Annotated in this window: 11 protein-coding genes; 7 read left to right on the top strand and 4 right to left on the bottom strand. The window is 61.8% G+C overall.

What is annotated here, in order from left to right; all coding sequences use genetic code 11:
• Positions 1–112 precede the first annotated feature (112 nt).
• Positions 113–601 (bottom strand): GNAT family N-acetyltransferase, encoded by a 489-nt coding sequence (locus N2601_RS17550; RefSeq protein ID WP_104821462.1) that lies wholly within the window; start codon positions 599–601, stop codon positions 113–115.
• A 304-nt stretch (positions 602–905) separates the two neighbouring features.
• Here N2601_RS17550 and ahcY point away from each other — a divergent pair, with 304 nt between their 5' ends.
• The 7 genes from ahcY (at position 906) to trxA (ending at position 14,676) form a co-directional block, all read left to right on the top strand.
• The gene (ahcY, locus tag N2601_RS17545) at positions 906–2,306 is read left to right on the top strand and encodes an adenosylhomocysteinase (RefSeq protein ID WP_104821461.1); all 1,401 of its coding nucleotides are present in this window, start codon (positions 906–908) and stop codon (positions 2,304–2,306) included.
• A gap of 317 nt (positions 2,307–2,623) precedes the next feature.
• On the top strand, positions 2,624–5,212 hold the full coding sequence (locus N2601_RS17540; RefSeq protein WP_104821460.1) for a sensor histidine kinase: 2,589 nt from the start codon (positions 2,624–2,626) through the stop codon (positions 5,210–5,212).
• Positions 5,209–6,720, top strand: coding sequence for a tRNA (adenosine(37)-N6)-threonylcarbamoyltransferase complex ATPase subunit type 1 TsaE (gene tsaE, locus N2601_RS17535; protein ID WP_104821459.1), 1,512 nt, complete (start codon positions 5,209–5,211; stop codon positions 6,718–6,720). The genes N2601_RS17540 and tsaE overlap by 4 nt, the downstream gene beginning before the upstream one ends.
• A gap of 77 nt (positions 6,721–6,797) precedes the next feature.
• A complete protein-coding gene (locus tag N2601_RS17530; protein WP_104821458.1) occupies positions 6,798–7,529 on the top strand; it encodes a nucleotidyltransferase family protein in 732 nt (243 codons plus the stop codon).
• A 3-nt stretch (positions 7,530–7,532) separates the two neighbouring features.
• Positions 7,533–10,721: a double-strand break repair protein AddB gene (gene addB / locus N2601_RS17525; RefSeq protein WP_104821457.1), complete on the top strand. Its 3,189-nt coding sequence runs from the start codon at positions 7,533–7,535 to the stop codon at positions 10,719–10,721.
• On the top strand, positions 10,714–14,280 hold the full coding sequence (gene addA / locus N2601_RS17520) for a double-strand break repair helicase AddA (RefSeq protein ID WP_260303248.1): 3,567 nt from the start codon (positions 10,714–10,716) through the stop codon (positions 14,278–14,280). Before addB ends, addA begins: the two co-directional genes overlap by 8 nt.
• 75 nt (positions 14,281–14,355) lie before the next feature.
• Positions 14,356–14,676: a thioredoxin gene (gene trxA / locus N2601_RS17515; RefSeq protein WP_028753820.1), complete on the top strand. Its 321-nt coding sequence runs from the start codon at positions 14,356–14,358 to the stop codon at positions 14,674–14,676.
• A gap of 251 nt (positions 14,677–14,927) precedes the next feature.
• Here trxA and N2601_RS17510 read toward each other — a convergent pair whose 3' ends face one another.
• From N2601_RS17510 to trpA, 3 genes are all read right to left on the bottom strand, one after another.
• On the bottom strand, positions 14,928–16,256 hold the full coding sequence (locus N2601_RS17510) for a bifunctional folylpolyglutamate synthase/dihydrofolate synthase (protein WP_199773553.1): 1,329 nt from the start codon (positions 16,254–16,256) through the stop codon (positions 14,928–14,930).
• Positions 16,257–16,313: 57 nt separating this feature from the next.
• Entirely contained in the window at positions 16,314–17,225 is a 912-nt protein-coding gene (gene accD / locus N2601_RS17505; protein WP_104821455.1) for an acetyl-CoA carboxylase, carboxyltransferase subunit beta, read from the bottom strand.
• Positions 17,226–17,435: 210 nt separating this feature from the next.
• Positions 17,436–18,275, bottom strand: coding sequence for a tryptophan synthase subunit alpha (gene trpA, locus N2601_RS17500; RefSeq protein ID WP_104821454.1), 840 nt, complete (start codon positions 18,273–18,275; stop codon positions 17,436–17,438).
• Positions 18,276–18,279: the final 4 nt, after the last annotated feature.

The raw sequence follows: 18,279 nt of genomic DNA, 5'->3' as shown, positions 1-18,279 counted from the left end.
CGTCTGTGCAATCCGATTCTTGCAAGCCGGACGCAGCCAATGATCGCCTAGTTTCTGTAGAGCGGCGATTTCGGCTGGAAAGCGGACTTTGCTGCCGTTGCATCCATTCTGCTTACCGCTTCGCCAGCATTGGCAAGATCAAGCCCCATCCAGTCTCTTGAGGTGGTCCAGACAGTTCGAACCCCAACTTCTTGTAGACGGCTATCGCCCGTCCATTGTCTGGATGCGGATCGGTCGCAATCACAGGTGCGCCCTCATCGAAAAGAGCCTGCATCCTCATTCCGATAAACGCTGAACCATGTCCAACGCCGACCATTTCGGGGTCTCCGATATATTGATCAATTCCCCGCGACCCTTTGGGAAGACCGGCAAAATGGTGATCTTCCCATCCGTGCACCGTGTAGTCCTGCAAGAACGCAAAGGGCCGTTCGTTAATTGAAATGATCCAGCGAGCCACCCGAGGATCAACCAGTTCTGCTTCACCATACGGCTCACCAGAACCCCACCATTCCAGGACATGCGGGCTCGACCGCCACGCCTTCAGTAAAGCGAGATCATCCAGGGTCGCTCTGCGAAACTCGTAAGGGTTGGTCGCGAACATTAGATCACTCTAGCAGATTGTGCGACGGTGAGTATGGGCCGAATCCAGACGTCCTCGCCTCAGCTATGAAAAATCGCTTGCCGCCGACACGCCGACTAGAGAAGCCCCGATAGTCTCATGACAGAGAAGCACCCTAAAAATCGACGGATATAAAGATATAAAGACTTCTTTATATCAACATTGATTTCCGGCCTGAAGCCTGCTACAGGGCATCATCCCACACGCTGTCAGCGTGCAATTCTTGTTGCATTCGGCCGAGGCGTTCGCCTGTGGTCCGTTCGCATCGTTCAGGCTGGAGACCTTCATGAGCACTGAAAAGGACTACATCGTCGCCGATATCGGCCTTGCCGACTTTGGCCGCAAGGAAATCTCGATCGCCGAAACCGAAATGCCGGGCCTTATGGCTTGCCGCGCCGAATTCGGCGAAGCGCAGCCGCTGAAGGGCGCGCGCATCACGGGTTCGCTGCACATGACGATCCAGACCGCAGTGCTGATCGAGACGCTTGTCGCTCTCGGCGCTGAAGTGCGCTGGGCATCCTGCAACATCTTTTCGACCCAGGACCATGCCGCTGCCGCGATCGCCGCTTCCGGCGTTCCGGTCTATGCCGTCAAGGGCGAAAGCCTTGAAGACTACTGGATCTACACCGACAAGATCTTCCAGTGGGCCGATGGCGGCTTCTCCAACATGATCCTCGACGATGGCGGCGACGCCACCATGTACATCCTGCTTGGCGCTCGCGCCGAAGCTGGCGAGGACGTCCTCTCCAATCCGCATTCCGAAGAAGAAGAAATCCTCTTCGCGCAGATCAAAAAGCGCCTCCAGGCATCGCCGGGTTGGTTCACCAAGCAGCGCGAAGCCATTAAGGGCGTCACCGAAGAAACCACCACGGGCGTCAACCGCCTGTATCAGCTCAGCCAGAAGGGCCTGCTGCCCTTCCCGGCGATCAACGTCAACGACAGCGTCACCAAGTCGAAGTTCGACAACAAGTACGGCTGCAAGGAATCGCTGGTTGACGGCATCCGCCGCGCCACCGACGTGATGATGGCCGGCAAGGTCGCCGTCGTCTGCGGCTATGGCGATGTCGGCAAGGGTTCTGCTGCTTCGCTTTCCGGCGCCGGCGCGCGCGTCAAGGTCACGGAAGTCGATCCGATCTGCGCCCTGCAGGCTGCCATGGACGGCTATGAAGTGGTTCAGCTCGAAGACGTCGTCTCGACCGCCGACATCTTCATCACCACCACCGGCAACAAGGACGTTATCCGCATCGACCATATGCGTGCGATGAAGGACATGGCGATCGTCGGCAACATCGGCCACTTCGACAACGAAATCCAGGTTGCCGCCCTGCGTAACCTGAAGTGGACGAACATCAAGCCGCAGGTCGACATGATCGAGTTCGCCAAGGGCAACCGCATCATCCTGCTGTCGGAAGGCCGCCTGCTGAACCTCGGCAACGCCACCGGCCATCCGTCCTTCGTCATGTCGGCTTCCTTCACCAACCAGACGCTGGCGCAGATCGAGCTCTTCACCAAGCCCGGCCAGTACAAGAACGAAGTCTACGTGCTGCCGAAGCACCTCGACGAAAAGGTTGCTCGCCTGCATCTCAGCAAGCTTGGCGTGAAATTGACGGAGCTTTCTGAAGAGCAGGCTTCGTATATCGGCGTCACTCCGAAGGGTCCGTTCAAGTCCGACCACTACAGATACTGATCTTACGATCGATATCCACAATATCTTGTGGCCCCGGCATTGACAAATGCCGGGGCTTATTTTTTGGCCCGCTCCCTTCCCGGCGATTCCCTTAGGCAGTATTGTTTTTAGACTTGATTCGTGACGAACCGGGCATGCCCGGAGCCATGAAAATGGGATGTCTTGTCGAGATGCGGCACAGTAGAGTCGGATGATTTTAGGTCGACACGACCTAAAATCTGAATCCGCTCTACAATCAAATAAGTAGAGCATGATGTCGTCCGAAAACCGCTTACACTTTTCGGCATCATGCTCTGAAGGACGGAGACAGACCGCTTATGTCTGAAGGGAAAGACAACCTGCCTGAGCCAGCGATACCCCCAGCGGCGATCGCGCGGCGGCGGCAGGGCGGCGCATATATGCTTTTACCGCGAGCAAAGCGGCGGACGAATGCAGGCCTTTTGGCCTCATTGGGTCGCTTGCTGCGTTTCAGCGTTTTCGGCGGCATCGTCAGCGGCCTGGCGGGTCCCGTTCTGGCGCAGACGAGCGCCGGCACGCCGGCGGTAGCCCGTCTCTTTACCTCCTCCGAAATGGCCGTCTTTTCCGTCATCATCGGCGTAATTTCCGCGGCACTTCTGTCGACGGTCTGGGTGGTCCGCCAGCGCGGCAATATGGAAAGCGAAAGCCGCGAGATCCGTACGGCGCTATCGGACGCGAACCAGCGCATTTCGCAGTATCAGGCGCTGATCGCCGACAAGAATCGCCGGATCGTCATCTGGGACGGGCAGAACGCACGGCCGGAGCTGCTTGGCCAGCTCCCCGTCGAGACCGGCGCGCCGCAGGACAACGAATTCCTCGCTTTCGGCCGCTGGCTGAAATCCTGGTCGGCCGGCGAGCTGGAAAAGGCGATCGACAAGCTGCGCAGCAGCGGCCAAAGCTTCGATATGGTGGTCGAGACGAACCGCGACGAGATATTGGAGGCGCAGGGCCGCATCTCCGGCGGCCGCGCCTTCGTCCGCTTCATCGCGCTCAACAATCTGCGCGCCGAACTGGCCGAGCTCAAGATCGAGCGCGACCGGCTCATGACTTCGATCTCCGCTTTCCAGAACCTGCTCGATGCCATCGACCTGCCGGTCTGGCGGCGCGATACCGAGGGCAAGCTGACCTGGGTCAACCAGGCCTATGGCGAAGCAGTCGAGGCGGTGTCGCCGGATGAAGCCATCCGCGAAGGCCGCGAATTCCTGACGACCGTCGCGCGCGAGCGCATCCGTGCATCCACCACGCCGGAATCGCCTTTCCACGACAAGATTTCCACCGTCGTACACGGCAATCGCACCTTCTTCGATGTCATCGACGTCAAATCATCTGATGGTTCGGCCGGCATCGCTATCGACGTTTCGGAAGCGGAAGCAGTCCGTGCCGAGCTGGCGCGCACGCTGAAGAGCCATGCCGAGACGCTCGATCATCTTGCGACACCGGTCGCGATTTTCGACGGTGACCGGCGGCTGCAATTCTACAATCAGGCCTTCGTCCAGCTTTGGGAGCTCGACATCGCCTTCCTCGAGAAGAAACCTGACAATAGCGAGCTGCTGGATCGGCTGCGCGGCGCCAAGAAGCTGCCGGAGCAACTGAACTGGAAGACCTGGAAAGACGGAGTCTTGTCCGTCTACCGCGCGCTCGACACCCAATCGGATCTCTGGCACCTGCCGAACGGTCAGACCCTGCGGGTTTTCGCCACCGCCCACCCGCAAGGCGGCGCCACATGGGTATTCGAGAATCTGACCGAGCAGGTCGATCTCGAAACCCGCTACAACACGCTGGTCAAGGTGCAGGGCGAGACGATCGACCATCTCTCCGAAGGCGTTGCCGTCTTTGGCCCCGATGGCCGCATCCGCCTCTCCAACCCGGCATTCCGCATCCTGTGGAACATCACCGAGGCACAGGCGAAGCCCGGCACGCATATCCAGGCTCTGGCCGAGGCCTGCGCGCCCTCCTACGACCGGCCGGACGGCTGGAAGCGGTTTGCCGAGCAGATCACCAGCTTCGACGACGAACGCCCGTCGTCGCAGGGCACGCTGGAGCTCTACTCCAACCTAGTCCTCGATTATGCCGTCATTCCGCTGCCGAATGCGCAGACCATGCTGACCTTCGTCAACAAGACCGACAGCGTGCGCGCCGAACGGGCGCTGACCGAAAAGAACGAGGCGCTGCTGAAGGCCGACGAGCTGAAGAACGATTTCGTCCAGCATGTTTCCTACGAGCTGCGCTCGCCGCTAACCAATATCATCGGCTTTACCGATCTTTTGAAGACGCCGGGCATCGGGTCGCTGAACGACCGGCAGGCAGAGTATATCGATCATATCTCCACCTCTTCCTCGGTGCTCTTGACGCTGGTCAACGACATTCTCGATCTTGCAACGGTCGATGCCGGCATCATGCGGCTGAACTATTCCGAGATCGGGCTCGACGACCTTCTGGACGAGGTGTCGATGCAGATCGCCGATCGGCTGCAGGAAAGCGGCGTCACGCTGGAAATCACCGTCCCCGCCCATCTCGGTTCCGTGGTTGCGGATCAACAACGGCTGAAGCAAATCCTGCTCAAGCTTCTGACCAATGCCGCCAATTTCGCGCCGGAAGGCTCGACGATCGAATTGAGATGCGCACGCGAAGGCACCGATTTCGTCTTCTCGGTCGCCGACAAAGGTCCGGGCATCCCTGAAGAGATCATGCGCACCGTGTTCAACCGCTTTGCTTCCAGCGGCAAGGGCGGCAAGCGCAGCGGCGCCGGTCTCGGTCTCTCCATCGTCGAAAGCTTCGTCAGCCTGCACGACGGCCAGGTCTCGATCGAAAGCCAGCCGGGCAAGGGAACCACGGTCACGTGTCGGATTCCCTCCGCCGAATTGCCGCACTCCGTCGCAGCAGAATGACAGCAGCGAACACAAGCATCTCCCTTTTCCTGGCAGACGACGCGGCAACCACTCGCCTGGGCGAAGATCTGGCGCTGGCGCTCAAGGCCGGCGACTGCCTGGCGCTGTCGGGCGATCTCGGCGCCGGCAAATCCTCGCTCGCCCGCGCCCTGCTGCGCGCCATGGCCGATGATTCGGAACTGGACGTACCAAGCCCTACCTTCACGCTCGTGCAGTCCTACGAGCTGCGCATCCCGGTTTCGCATTTCGATCTCTACCGTCTGGGCGACCCCAGTGAACTCGACGAACTCGGCTTCGACGAGGCGCTGCAGACCGGCATCTGCCTGGTGGAATGGCCGGAGATGGCCGAAGGCGAACTGCCGAAAGAGCGCATCGATCTCAAGCTCGAGCACGAAGGCGAAGGCCGCCGCGCGACCATTGTGGCATCGGCCAAGCAATTCGCCCGCATCCAGCGCGTTCTGGCGATCCGCGCTTTCCTCGACACCAATGGTTATGCCGGCGCTCGGCGGCGTTTCCTGACGGGCGATGCTTCGCTGCGCGCCTACGAATCCATCCATCCGCATGGCGGCGGTAAGCGTGTGATCCTGATGGACTGGCCGCGGCTGCCCGAAGGGCCGCCGGTGCTCGACGGAAAGCCCTACCCCAAAGTCGCGCATCTCGCCTGGGATGCCTATCCCTTCGTGGCGATCGCCAATGTCCTGCGCGAAAACGGCTTTGCCGCGCCGGAGATCTTCGCGGCCGACTATGATCAGGGCATTCTTTTGATCGAGGATCTCGGCACCGATGGCGTGCTCGACAAGGAAGGCAAGCCGATCGCCGATCGCTACCGGGCAAGCGTCGCCTGCCTGGCGCATCTGCACAGCCTTCATATCCCGCAGGACATCCCGGTCACGCCGGATCACGTCCATCATATTCCGGATTTCGACCGGACGGCCATGACGATGGAAGCGCGGTTGCTCATCGACTGGCATCTGCCCTGGAAACGCGGTGCGCCGGCGAGCGACGAGGAAAGGGCCGACTATCTGGCGATCTGGAACGGCCTGATCGATGAGCTGGACGATGCTGAAAAGAACCTGCTGCTGCGCGATTTCCATTCGCCGAATATCATCTGGCGGGTCAAGGAAAAGGGCATCCAGCGAATCGGCCTCATCGATTTCCAGGATGCGATGATCGGCCCGACGGCCTATGACCTTGCCTCCATCGTCCAGGACGCGCGTGTCACCATTGAGCGCGATCTGCATGATGAATTGATAGCGGATTATCTGTCGCTGCGGCATGCCCAAGGCGGTTTCGACGAAGCAAAGTTCCTGAAGAGCTGGGCGATCATGTCGGCGCAGCGCAATTGCAAGCTCGCCGGCCTCTGGGTGCGGCTGCTGCAGCGCGACGGCAAGCCCGGCTATATGAAGCATATGCCACGCACGCTCGCCTATCTCGCCATCGCTTTCGAACACGAAACGCTCGCTCCGTTGCGCGAATGGTGTGCACGAGCTGGAATAGGCGACGTCTAGCTGACCGAGACCGGGCGACGGTTTTCCTGCAATATGCTAAAGGAAGACAGCCGAGCGAATCACAAATTCGAGACGAGATGACCATCAAGCAAGCCATGGTATTGGCCGCGGGCCTCGGGACCCGCATGCGGCCAATTACCGATACCATCCCAAAACCGCTGGTAAAGATCGCCGGCAAGCCGATGATCGATTATACGCTGGATGCCCTGGCCGAAGCCGGTGTCGAGCGGGCCGTCGTGAACGTCCATCATCATGCCGATCAGATGGAGGCGCATCTTCGGAACTATCGCGGATTAGACATCCTGATCTCAGATGAACGCGATGCGCTGATGAACAATGGCGGCGGCATCGTCAAAGGCCTGACGCTGCTGAGCCGCGATTCTGTTTTCGTCATGAATGCCGACTTGTTCTGGATCGGCGAGAAACCCGGCCAACCAACAAACCTCGAGCGATTAGCCGGATTCTTCGACGAGCAGCGCATGGATATGGCGATGCTGTGCGTCGAGCTGGAAAGAACCACGGGTCACAACGGCAAGAACGATTTCAGCATGGCTGGGGACGGCCGGCTTACACGCTATCGCGACGCGCAATATAATGGCGTCGTCTATGCCGGCGCCTTCGTCATGAACCCCTCCCTTCTTGACGATGCGCCAAATGATGCCTTCAACATCAACATCTATTTCGACAAGGGAATCGCCAAGGGCCGGCTCTACGGCACGATGATGGACGGCCATTGGCTGACCGTCGGCACGCCGGAGGCGATCGGCGAGGCGGAGGAAACGATCCGGACTTTCCGGGCGTTTGCGTGACGGATGACGGGCGGGCACCGGCAACGCATCCTGACGATCCCGGCGGGCCTGCCTTTTCTCAAGACCCTTGCCAGCGCTCTCTGTGATGGCCGACTGACCGAGCACTTTCGCCACGATCCCGGCGATCCGCTATCGCTTGCCAAGGTTACCATCTTCCTGCCGACAAGGCGCGCGGCGCGCGTGCTGCGTTCGGAATTCGTCGATCTGCTTGGCGGCCGCTCCGCGATCCTGCCGGTGATCCGCCCGCTCGGCGAGACGGACGACGATAGCGGCTATTTCGAAGAGGCTCTGCCCGCGACCGCGGATCTGGCACAGCCGCTCGCCAATACCGCGCGGCTGTTGGAACTGGCACGGCTGATCCTTGCCTGGCGCAACAGGCTGCCGCAGATCGTCCGCGACATTCATTCGGATTCGCCGCTCGTCGCTCCGGCAAGCCCGGCAGACGCCATTTGGCTGGCGCGCAATCTCGCCGAACTCATCGATTCCATCGAGACCGAGGATCGCGACTGGGCCGAGCTTGCCAAGCTTAGCGCCGACGACCATGCGCTCTGGTGGCAATTGACGACCGAATTCCTGCAGATTGCCAGTGCTTTCTGGCCGGCGCGGCTGGAGGAACTCGGCAAATCCTCGCCCGCCAGACACCGCAACGCCATCCTGCGTGCCGAGGCGCAACGGTTTGCCACAATGCAGCATGCCGGGCCGATCATCATCGCCGGCTCCACCGGTTCGGTTCCGGCAACGGCGGAGCTGATTGCCGCCGTTGCCTCCCTGCCGCAGGGCGTCATTGTGCTTCCGGGGCTCGATCTTTCGATGCCGGAGGAGGAATGGCGGCTTGTGGCGCCGGAGACGGGCGCTGGCGCTAGGGTCGATCCGACGACACGCAGCCATTCACAATATGGCCTGTCGCTGCTGTTGAAGCGGCTGCGCGTGGAGCGAAGCGATGTGGAAACCGTCGCCGAGGCGCCGGAGAGCATGCAGATTCGCGCTGAGGTCCTGTCGCGCGCCCTGGCGCCAGCGAAAGCGACCAGCGGCTGGGGGGCATGGCAAAAGACGCTGGCGCCGGACGCCATTGCGCGAGCCTTCGCCGATGTCGCGCTAATCGAGGCGACGAACGAACGCGAAGAGGCGACGGCAATCGCCATCGCCTTGCGGCTCGCGCTGGAGAAGCCGGGGCGCAACGGCGGCGAAAGCCAGGCGGCACTGATCACGCCGGATCGCAATCTGGCGCGGCGCGTGACGGCGGAGCTGGCCCGCTTCGGCATCACCGCCGACGATTCGGCCGGAACGCCGCTCGCCGCCACGCCGCAAGGGGCGCTGCTGCAATTGCTGCTCGAGGCGACGCTTCGCCCCGGCGACCCCGTTGCCATCGTCTCGCTCATCAAGCATCCCCTCGCCCGCTTCGGCTTTCGCACGGATGCCTTGCAGCTTGGCGTCGATGCGCTGGAAGTGCTCGCCTTGAGGGGCGGCATCGCCGATGTCGATATCGGCGCGCTGGAATCCCTGCTCGACCGGCAGCTCACCGAACAGGCAATGGACCGACATGCGCCGCACTGGCGCAAATCCCTGCCTCCGGAAGCCGTGGAACATGCGCGCGCGCTGGCCCGAAAGATCGCAGCGGCATGCGAGCCGCTGACCTCAGCGCTTACACCATCATCCGCCGGACTTCCCACCCTTTCCGAATGGGCCGATCGCACGGGCCGCGCCCTTGAAGCCGTTGCCGCCGATGAGCGCGGCAACTTGGCCGGACTCTGGTCCGGCGAGGCCGGCGATACGATGGCAAGCCTGCTGAAGGAGGTCATGGAAACCGAAGGCCAGCTCGAAGCGGATGGGCCGCAGTGGATCGATATCATGGCCGCGCTCTCCGCCGGGCAGGCAGTCAAGCCGCGGGCACTGAGCCATCCGCGGCTGTTCATCTTCGGTACGCTGGAAGCGCGCCTGCAGAGCGTCGATACGTTGATCCTCGGCGGGCTCAACGAAGGCTCCTGGCCGGGCCAGACCGCCAACAATCCCTTCATCTCCCGCACGATGAAGACCGCGATCGGCCTGGAACCGCCGGAGCGCCGCATCGGTCAGCTTGCCCACGATTTCGAAATGGCGAATGGGACGCGCGACCTGATCTATTCGCGCGCACTGCGACAGGGCTCGACCCCGACCGTGGCGTCGCGCTGGCTGCAGCGGCTGATGGCGCTGGGCGGCAAGACGTTTGCCGGGGAATTGAAAGCGCGCGGCGATCAATATCGCCATTGGGCTGGGATGATCGACGAAGGCGAAAACCAGGCGCCGGCGCTGAGGCCATCCCCGAAACCGCCAGCCGGGCTACAGCCGAAAAGCTATTCCTTCAGCGAGGTCGGCCGCCTCCGCCGCGATCCCTATGCGATCTACGCCCGACGCGTCCTGCGGCTCGACCCGATCGCTCCCTTCAACCGCGAGCCCGGCCCGGCCGAGCGCGGCACGCTCTATCACAAGATCATCGATCGCTTTATCCGTGAGGGTCATATCGCGGGAACGCCGAATGCATCGCTGGCTATGGATCGTATCGTGGCCGAGCTTTTCGACGCGGAGCAACTGCCGGTTCATATCGATAGCGTCTGGCGGCCACGTTTCCGCGAAGTGGCGCGCGCTTTTCTCGCCTGGGAAGCGGAGCGGCGGCCTGAGATCCGCTCGACGGCAACGGAAGTGCCTGCGGGCGTCGAGATCGAGCCGATCGGCATCCGCTTGACCGGCGTTGCCGACCGCATCGATTTCAAAGGCAACAGGGCGGCAGACATCATCGACTACAAGACCGGTTACAATCCCTCGCCGGCGCAGGCCCGCGCGCTGCTCGATCCGCAATTGGCTCTGGAGGCTTACGCACTCAAGGCCGGCGCTTTCCGCGATGTCGGCGCACTTGCTCCGGAGAACCTGCTTTATGTGCGTCTGAGGCCCGGCGATCGCTTCAAGGTCGATCAGGTCAACAACGAACTTTCCGGCCGCAGCGGCAAGACGGAAACAAAGTCGGCTATGGATTTGGCGGAGGAGTCGATGGACCAACTCGTCAAATTCGTTGCCCTGCTGCAGTCCGGCGAAAAGGGCTTCTCGTCACGGCTGATCCCCGCCCAACAATTCGAATATGGCGGCGACTACGATCACCTGGCCCGCGCCTCCGAATGGTCGACAGCGGAGACCGAACAGGAGGGAGGCGGCGATGAGTGAGCTTTCCGACGGCGAACTCAGCGCCCTGCCCGATAGCGACGATCCTGGCGTCTGGATCGGCTGGACGACTGTGCAGCAATCGATCGCCTCCGATCCGGAACGGTCCGCCTGGGTCTCGGCCAATGCCGGTTCCGGCAAGACGCATGTGCTGACCCAGCGCGTCATCCGCCTGTTGCTCGCCGGCGCGCGGCCGTCAGCCATTCTCTGCCTCACTTATACCAAGGCCGCGGCGTCGGAGATGTCGAACCGCGTCTTCGATCGCCTAGCTGCCTGGGCAACATTGCCGGACGAGGAGCTGAAGGCGCGAATCACCGAGATCGAAGGCGCGGAGCCGGGTCTCTTGAAGCTCGCCGAAGCTCGCCGCCTCTTTGCCAAGGCGCTGGAAACGCCGGGCGGGCTGAAGATCCAGACGATCCACGCCTTCTGCGAAGCGCTGCTGCATCAATTCCCGCTGGAAGCCAATGTCGCCGGCCATTTCTCGGTTCTCGACGATCGCGCCGCGGCGACCCTGCTGGATGATGCCCGTCGGTCCCTGTTGACGGCAACGCCGCATGATCCGAATGCCGAACTTGCCGAGGCCTTCGCCTATGTGCTCGATCTCGGCGACGAATCCGGCCTGGAGACATTGCTGGGCGAAATCGTCGCCAACCGCAATGCTATCAGGCGCTTCACTGCGGAAGCCGAACGGAACGGCGGCATTGAGGCTGCGCTGCTGACCCGGCTCGGTCTCTCTCCCGATGACACCGAAGCTGGGATAGCGGAGCAGTATTGGCCTCTGCCCGGCCTTTCAGGCTCGGCGCTGGAGCTCTATCTCACGCTTGCCGATCTCAAGGGTGGGGCAAAAGCGCAGGACATCGCCTATGGGCTGCGCCTTGCCAAACGCGAAGCGAACCCGATCGCCCGCGCGGAGATCCTCGAAAAGGTCATGCTGACCGCCAAGGGCGAGCCGAAGTCGGACAGCCAGTTTTTCGTCAAGGCGATGCTGGCCGATGCACCCGCGCTGGCCGACGCAGTCGCTGCCGCCCGCGCCCATGTCGTCGTTTGCCGCGACCGGCTGAAGCTGATGCGGATGTATCGCGCCACCCGGCCGGCGCTTACCCTCGCCGACCGGCTGAACCGCGACTATGAAGAACTGAAGAAGCGGCGCAGCCAGCTCGATTTCGAAGACCTGATCACCCGCACCGCCGATCTGCTGACCAAGAAGGACGTCGGCCCCTGGATCCACTACAAGCTCGACCAGGGCATAGACCATATCCTCGTCGACGAGGCGCAGGATACCAGCCCGATCCAATGGAGCGTCATCCAATCGCTGGCGGAGGATTTCTTCTCCGGGGAAAGCGCGCGCCCGACCCTCAGGACGATCTTCGCGGTCGGCGACGAAAAGCAGTCGATCTATTCCTTCCAGGGTGCGCGGCCCGAACGTTTCTCCGAGGAGAGCGACCGGACGCGGCGGCGCGTGGATAATAGCGGCCAGCAGTTTTCATCGATCCGCCTTCCGCTCTCCTTCCGTTCCACCGCCGACGTGCTGGCCGCCGTCGACCATGTCTTCACGGCGCCCGAGAATGCCCGTGGCCTCAGTGCCGCCGCCGAGCCCGTCGTGCACCGCTCCAGCCGCATCGGTCATCCCGGCGCCGTCGATCTCTGGGAGATGATTGCGCCCGAGCCGCTGGCGAAGGAGGAAGACTGGACGGCGCCCTTCGATTCGACGCCGGAAAGCGCGCCGGCGGCGATCCTGGCGCGGCGCATGGCGCAGACGATCGGCAACGTCATTGGCCGCGAGACGATCATCGACAAGGGAAAGGCGCGCTTCATCGAGGCCGGCGATATATTGGTGCTGGTGCGCAAGCGTGACAGCTTCGTCAACGCGCTGACTCGGGCCTTGAAGCGGCGCAACAACATTCCCGTTGCCGGCGCCGACCGCCTGGTGCTGACTAGCCACATCGCCATTCAAGACCTTTTGGCGCTTGGCCGTTTCCTGTTGCTGCCGGAAGACGATCTTTCGTTGGCAGCGCTGTTGAAGAGCCCCCTGTTCGATCTCGGTGAAGACGATGTGTTCGCCGTCGCGGCCTATCGCGGCGATGATGAAAGCGTCTGGAGCCATCTCCAAAAATTCGCCGATGACGGCAATGAGCGCTTCCGGCATGTCCTCGACCGGCTGAAAACCTTCCTGGCACTCTCCAAGAGCCTATCCGTGCATGACTTCTACGCTCGCGTTCTCGGCAGCTTCGGCGGCCGGCGGCAGTTCCTGGCGCGGCTCGGCACCGAAGTCAGCGACATCCTAGACGAGTTCCTGACCTTTACATTGGACCACGAAACTTCCGGCCTGCCGGGTCTGCAATCCTTCATCTCGACGCTGGAGCTGGAGGCGCCGACCGTGAAGCGGGAGCAGGACAAGGGCCGCAACGAGGTGCGGATCATGACGGTGCATGCCTCCAAGGGCCTGGAAGCGCCGATCGTCTTCCTCGTCGATGGCGGCGGCAAGGCCTTTACCCATACGCATTTGCCGAAGCTGCGCCTGATCGAGACCGGCAAAGGCGAAATCCCGCTGCCCGTCTGGGTGCCGGTCAGCGCACTTGCCAATTCGCTGACACAGGCCGATGCGACGAGGCTGCAGTCGCTGGCGGAGGAGGAATATCGCCGCCTGCTCTATGTCGGCATGACACGCGCCGCCGACCGGCTGATTGTCTGCGGCTATCGCGGCATTCGCGAAAACGTCGATACATGGCATGCTATGATTTCCAGGACGCTGCGCCAGGATGGCGAGCGCTGCACGCCTGTCAGCTTTTCCGGACCGGATGGCGAGTGGCAGGGTTTGAGCTGGCGCGTGACCCAGGTCGAGCGCAGTTTCGAGCACATGGAACAGGCGGAAGCGACCGTGGACCGAGGAGCGCTGCCGGTGGGATTAAGCCGGCCGCTGCCGCCGCAGCGAAACCTACCCCGGCCGCTCAGCCCTTCCGGTGCCGGCACCATCATCGACGATGAAGCCGACAATCTGCTTGTCGCCTCGCCGCTGTTCACCGAGAAGCCCAAATCGGATCGCTCGCTGGAAAAGGGCCGCTTCATCCACCGCATGCTGCAGACATTGCCGGAGATCGCGCCGGCAGATCGCGCCGATGCCGCGCGGCGCTACGCCGAGCGAGCCGCACGCTTCTGGCCTGAGGCCGAACGCGAAGCGCTGATCAACGCGGTGATGGCGCTGCTGTCGCACCCAGACCTGCAGGGTGTTTTCAGCGCCCATGCCCAGGCCGAAGTCTCGATCATGGGCACGCTGACGCTCGGCGATCAAAACTATGCCGTCTCCGGCCGCATCGACCGGCTGACCGTGCTCGACGATCGCGTGGTCATCCTCGATTACAAAACGAATCGCGTGCCGCCGCGTGGTGCCGAAGGGATTCCTTTCGCCCACCGGGCCCAGCTTGCCATCTATCGCGAGATCCTTTCGCCGCTCTATCCCGGCAAACGCATCGATTGCGTGCTTGTCTACACCGAGAACGCCTCGATCCACACGCTCTCCCAAGAAGCGCTCGCATTGGCGCTTGCGGAGCTCAAAACAAAGTGAAATACCAAATATTGAAATTTGGGCACCGCACCATCACATATCTAGCAACCCGCAAATCCTGGTAAGGAGCAGCCTATGGCTACCGTGAAAGTCGATACCTCCAACTTCGCTGCCGAAGTCCTGCAGTCCGCAGAGCCTGTCGTCGTTGATTTCTGGGCCGAATGGTGCGGTCCGTGCAAGATGATCGCGCCTGCTCTCGAAGAGCTCGCCGTACAGTTCGAAGGCAAGGTGAAGGTCGCCAAGCTCAACATCGATGAAAACCCGGAACTGGCTGCCCAGTTCGGCGTTCGCTCGATCCCGACGCTTGCCATGTTCAAGGCCGGCGAAGTTGCCGACATCAAGGTTGGCGCCGCTCCCAAGACCGCCCTGCAGAGCTGGATTTCCAGCGCTGCCTAATCGGTATCGACTGAGAGAATGAAAAAGCCCGCTTCGTGCGGGCTTTTTGTTGGTCGGAGAACACGGGCCATCCTCGCTCTTCGAGGCTTCGTACCATCAGGGCGAGGATGAAGCAGGCTCGTCGCCACGGCAACGCAGAGATGAATGATGAGCCCGTGGCGCGGCTGGGCGAAAAGGTCAGCCCTCATGCCGAGGAGGCCCGCAGGGCCGTCTCGAAGCACGAGAGCGGGTTGTTGATCAAGGCACCGGAATCACTTCGGCGGCGTGCCGTTATCGGCAAGGACATCACCGACGAGATATAGCGAGCCGCCGATCAGAATGCGCGGCGCCGGCAAATCGGGTACGGCCAGTTCCTTGATCGCATCCAGCGCTTGGCCGACGCTCGACATCGGTTCGGCCACCAGACCAGCATCGTAAGCCGCGCCGGCCAAAACCACGGGGTCGATCATCGAATCGCTGCCGCGGATCGGCACGCAATAGACCTTTTCCGCCAGGCCGGTGAATGCCTTGAAATAGCCGACAGGATCCTTGGTATTGATCATGCCGGTAATCAGGAACAACGGTCGCGGCTGGCGCTCCTCGAAATTGGCCATGGCTTCGGCAATGACCTCGCCGGCGCCGGGATTGTGGCCGCCGTCGACCCAGATTTCCGCGCCTTCGGGTGCGTGCACCAACAAATCGCCTTCCGTCAGACGCTGCAGGCGGCCCGCCCATTCGACCGAGGCCATCGCCTTTTCCATCATCGCTTCGGTGACGACAAAGCCCGCGGCCTTGACGGCACGGATGGCAGCGGCGGCGTTGGCATATTGATGCCGGCCCGGCAGGCGGGGCAGCGGCAGGTCGGCGAGACCGAACTCGTCCTGATAAACCAGCCGGCCATATTCCTCGTGAGCGGAAAAATCCTGGCCGAAAACCGCCGTCGGGCAACGCAGCCGCTCGGCAGTCGATATCAGCACGTCCAAGGCGGCATCATATTCCTGATGACCGATGACCACGGGACGGCCGGGTTTCATGATCCCCGCCTTTTCGGCCGCGATCAGCTCGACGCGGTCGCCGAGATAGGGCTGGTGGTCGAGCGAGATCGGCATGATCACGGAGGCGGCCGGATCGGAAATGACGTTGGTGGCGTCGAAACGGCCGCCGAGGCCGACTTCGATGATCGCGACATCGGCCGGCTGCTCGGAAAACAGCATGAAAGTCGCCGCGGTCAGGATTTCGAAGACCGTGATCTTCTCGCCGCCATTGGCGTCGGCAATCCGCCGGAGCACATCGGCGAAAACCGCATCGTCGACGAGCTTGCCGCGGCCGCCCTTGATGCCCAGGCGGTAGCGCTCGTGCCAATTGACGAGATGTGGCGAGGTATGGACATGCACGCTCAGGCCGCCGGCCTCGAGAAGCGCTCGGCAGAAGGCCGTCACCGAGCCCTTGCCGTTGGTGCCGGCGACATGGATCACCGGCGGCAACTTTTTATGCGGATTGCCGAGGATGTCGAGCAGCCGGGTGATTCTATCAAGCGATAGATCGAAGCCTTTGGGGTGCAGCCCCATCAGCTTGTCGATCTCCCGTGCCGCCTCGCTCATTGCGGATTGATCCATAGCCGTCATCCCGCACCTCCGCCTTTGGCCATCCGTTTTAGATCAGGCGCGCGCCACCATCGGCAACGCCGCGCCATTCAGGTCCTTCGCAGACACATCATTCGCCGGCTTCTTGGTCAGTATCTTCAGAAGCGTTGCCAGTGTGTCGGGGATGTCGTGACGCTTGACAACCATGTCGACCATGCCGTGCTCGAGCAGATATTCCGAGGTCTGGAAGCCTTCCGGCAGCTTTTCGCGGATCGTCTGTTCGATGACGCGCTTGCCGGCAAAGCAGATTTCCGCACCCGGCTCCGCAAGATGGACATCGCCGAGCATGGCGTAGGAGGCGGTGACGCCGCCGGTCGTCGGATTGGTCAACACGACGATATAGGGCTGGCCGGCTTCCTTCAGCATGTCGACGGCAACCGTCGTGCGCGGCAATTGCATGAGGGATAGAATGCCCTCCTGCATGCGCGCACCGCCCGATGCCGGGAACATTACCAGCGGGCACTTTTCGGCGATGGCGCGTTCGAACGCCTTGACGATCGCTTCGCCAGCGGCGATGCCGAGCGAACCGCCCATGAAATTGAATTCATGCACGACGGCAACGAGCTTCAGGCCACGAACCTTGCCGACGCCGACGAGAATCGTGTCTTCCTGCTCGGTCTTGACGCGGCTGTCCTTCAGGCGGTCGGTATATTTCTTCGAATCGCGGAACTTCAGCGGGTCCTGCGCGACCTTCGGCTGCGGCAGAGCTTCGTACTCACCATTGTCGAAGAGATCGGCAAGGCGGGCCTTGGCCGGCATCTTCATATGGAAACCGGAAGCGGGAATGACCCACTTGTTGTCTTCCAGATCCTTGTGGAAGACCATTTCGCCGGTCTCCGGGCACTTGATCCAGAGATTTTCCGGCACTTCGCGGCGGCCCAGCATGGAATTGATCCGCGGGCGGACGTAATTCGTGATCCAGTTCAATTCGAAAACTCCTGATCGACTGAATTAACCGATATCGTAGTCGACACAGAGCGGTTCAGCGTCTCACGGAATCGCTTTCCCGCTCTATCCCTCTGTTTTTACGCAATTCCGGACGGAAAACCGCTTCGCACTTTTCCTGGAATTGCTCTAATGCGCACAGGCCGTTTCTTCAACCGAATCCGATTGAAGCTTTCCGCCTATGTGGGAAAACTATTCGGCAGCAACAAGGCGCGCCGAACGCGTCCCCGTCGACAGACCGCGCACCAGCGTGGCAACGGCCTGGATGGTGTCTGATGTCGCCTTGCCGTCCTTGGTCAGGCTGGTGGCGATCTGGTTGACGATGGCCGTACCGACGACGACGCCATCGGCGGAAGCGCCGATCAGCTTGGCATGCTCGGCCGTCTTGACACCGAAGCCGACGCAAACCGGCAGGTCCGTATGCTGCTTGATGCGCTTGACGGCGCCGGAGACCAGCGACGGGTCCGGCAAAGCAGAGCCGGTGATGCCGTTCATCGAAACGTAGTAGACGAAGCCGGACGTATTGTTCAGCACGGTCGGCAGGCGCTTGTCATCGGTGGTCGGCGTCGCGAGACGGATGAAATTGATGCCCTTGCGGATCGCCGGGATGCAGAGCTCGTCATCCATTTCCGGCGGCAGATCGACGACGATGAGGCCGTCGATCCCAGCGGCAATCGCGTCGTCGAGGAACTTCTCGACACCGTAGATATAGATCGGATTGTAGTAGCCCATCATCACGATCGGCGTATCGGCATCCGTCTTGCGGAAATCGGCAGCGAGCTGCAGCGTCTTCTTCAGCGTCTGGCCGGCCTTCAGGGCGCGCTGGCCGGCAAGCTGGATCGCCGGGCCATCGGCCATGGGATCGGAAAAGGGCATGCCGAGTTCGATGACGTCGGCGCCGGCTTCCGGCAGCGCCTTCATGATGCCGAGCGAGGTCTCATAGTCGGGATCACCACCCATGAAATAGGTGACGAGTGCCGGGCGGCCTTCAGCCTTCAAAGCGGCGAAGCGTTTGTCCATACGTGCGGTCATGGCG

Source organism: Rhizobium sp. CB3060 (genome assembly GCF_025200735.1).
In the GTDB taxonomy this organism is placed as follows: Bacteria; Pseudomonadota; Alphaproteobacteria; order Rhizobiales; family Rhizobiaceae; genus Rhizobium.
Note: the sequence above shows the minus strand (reverse complement) of the source record. Positions and strands in the feature narration are given on the sequence as shown.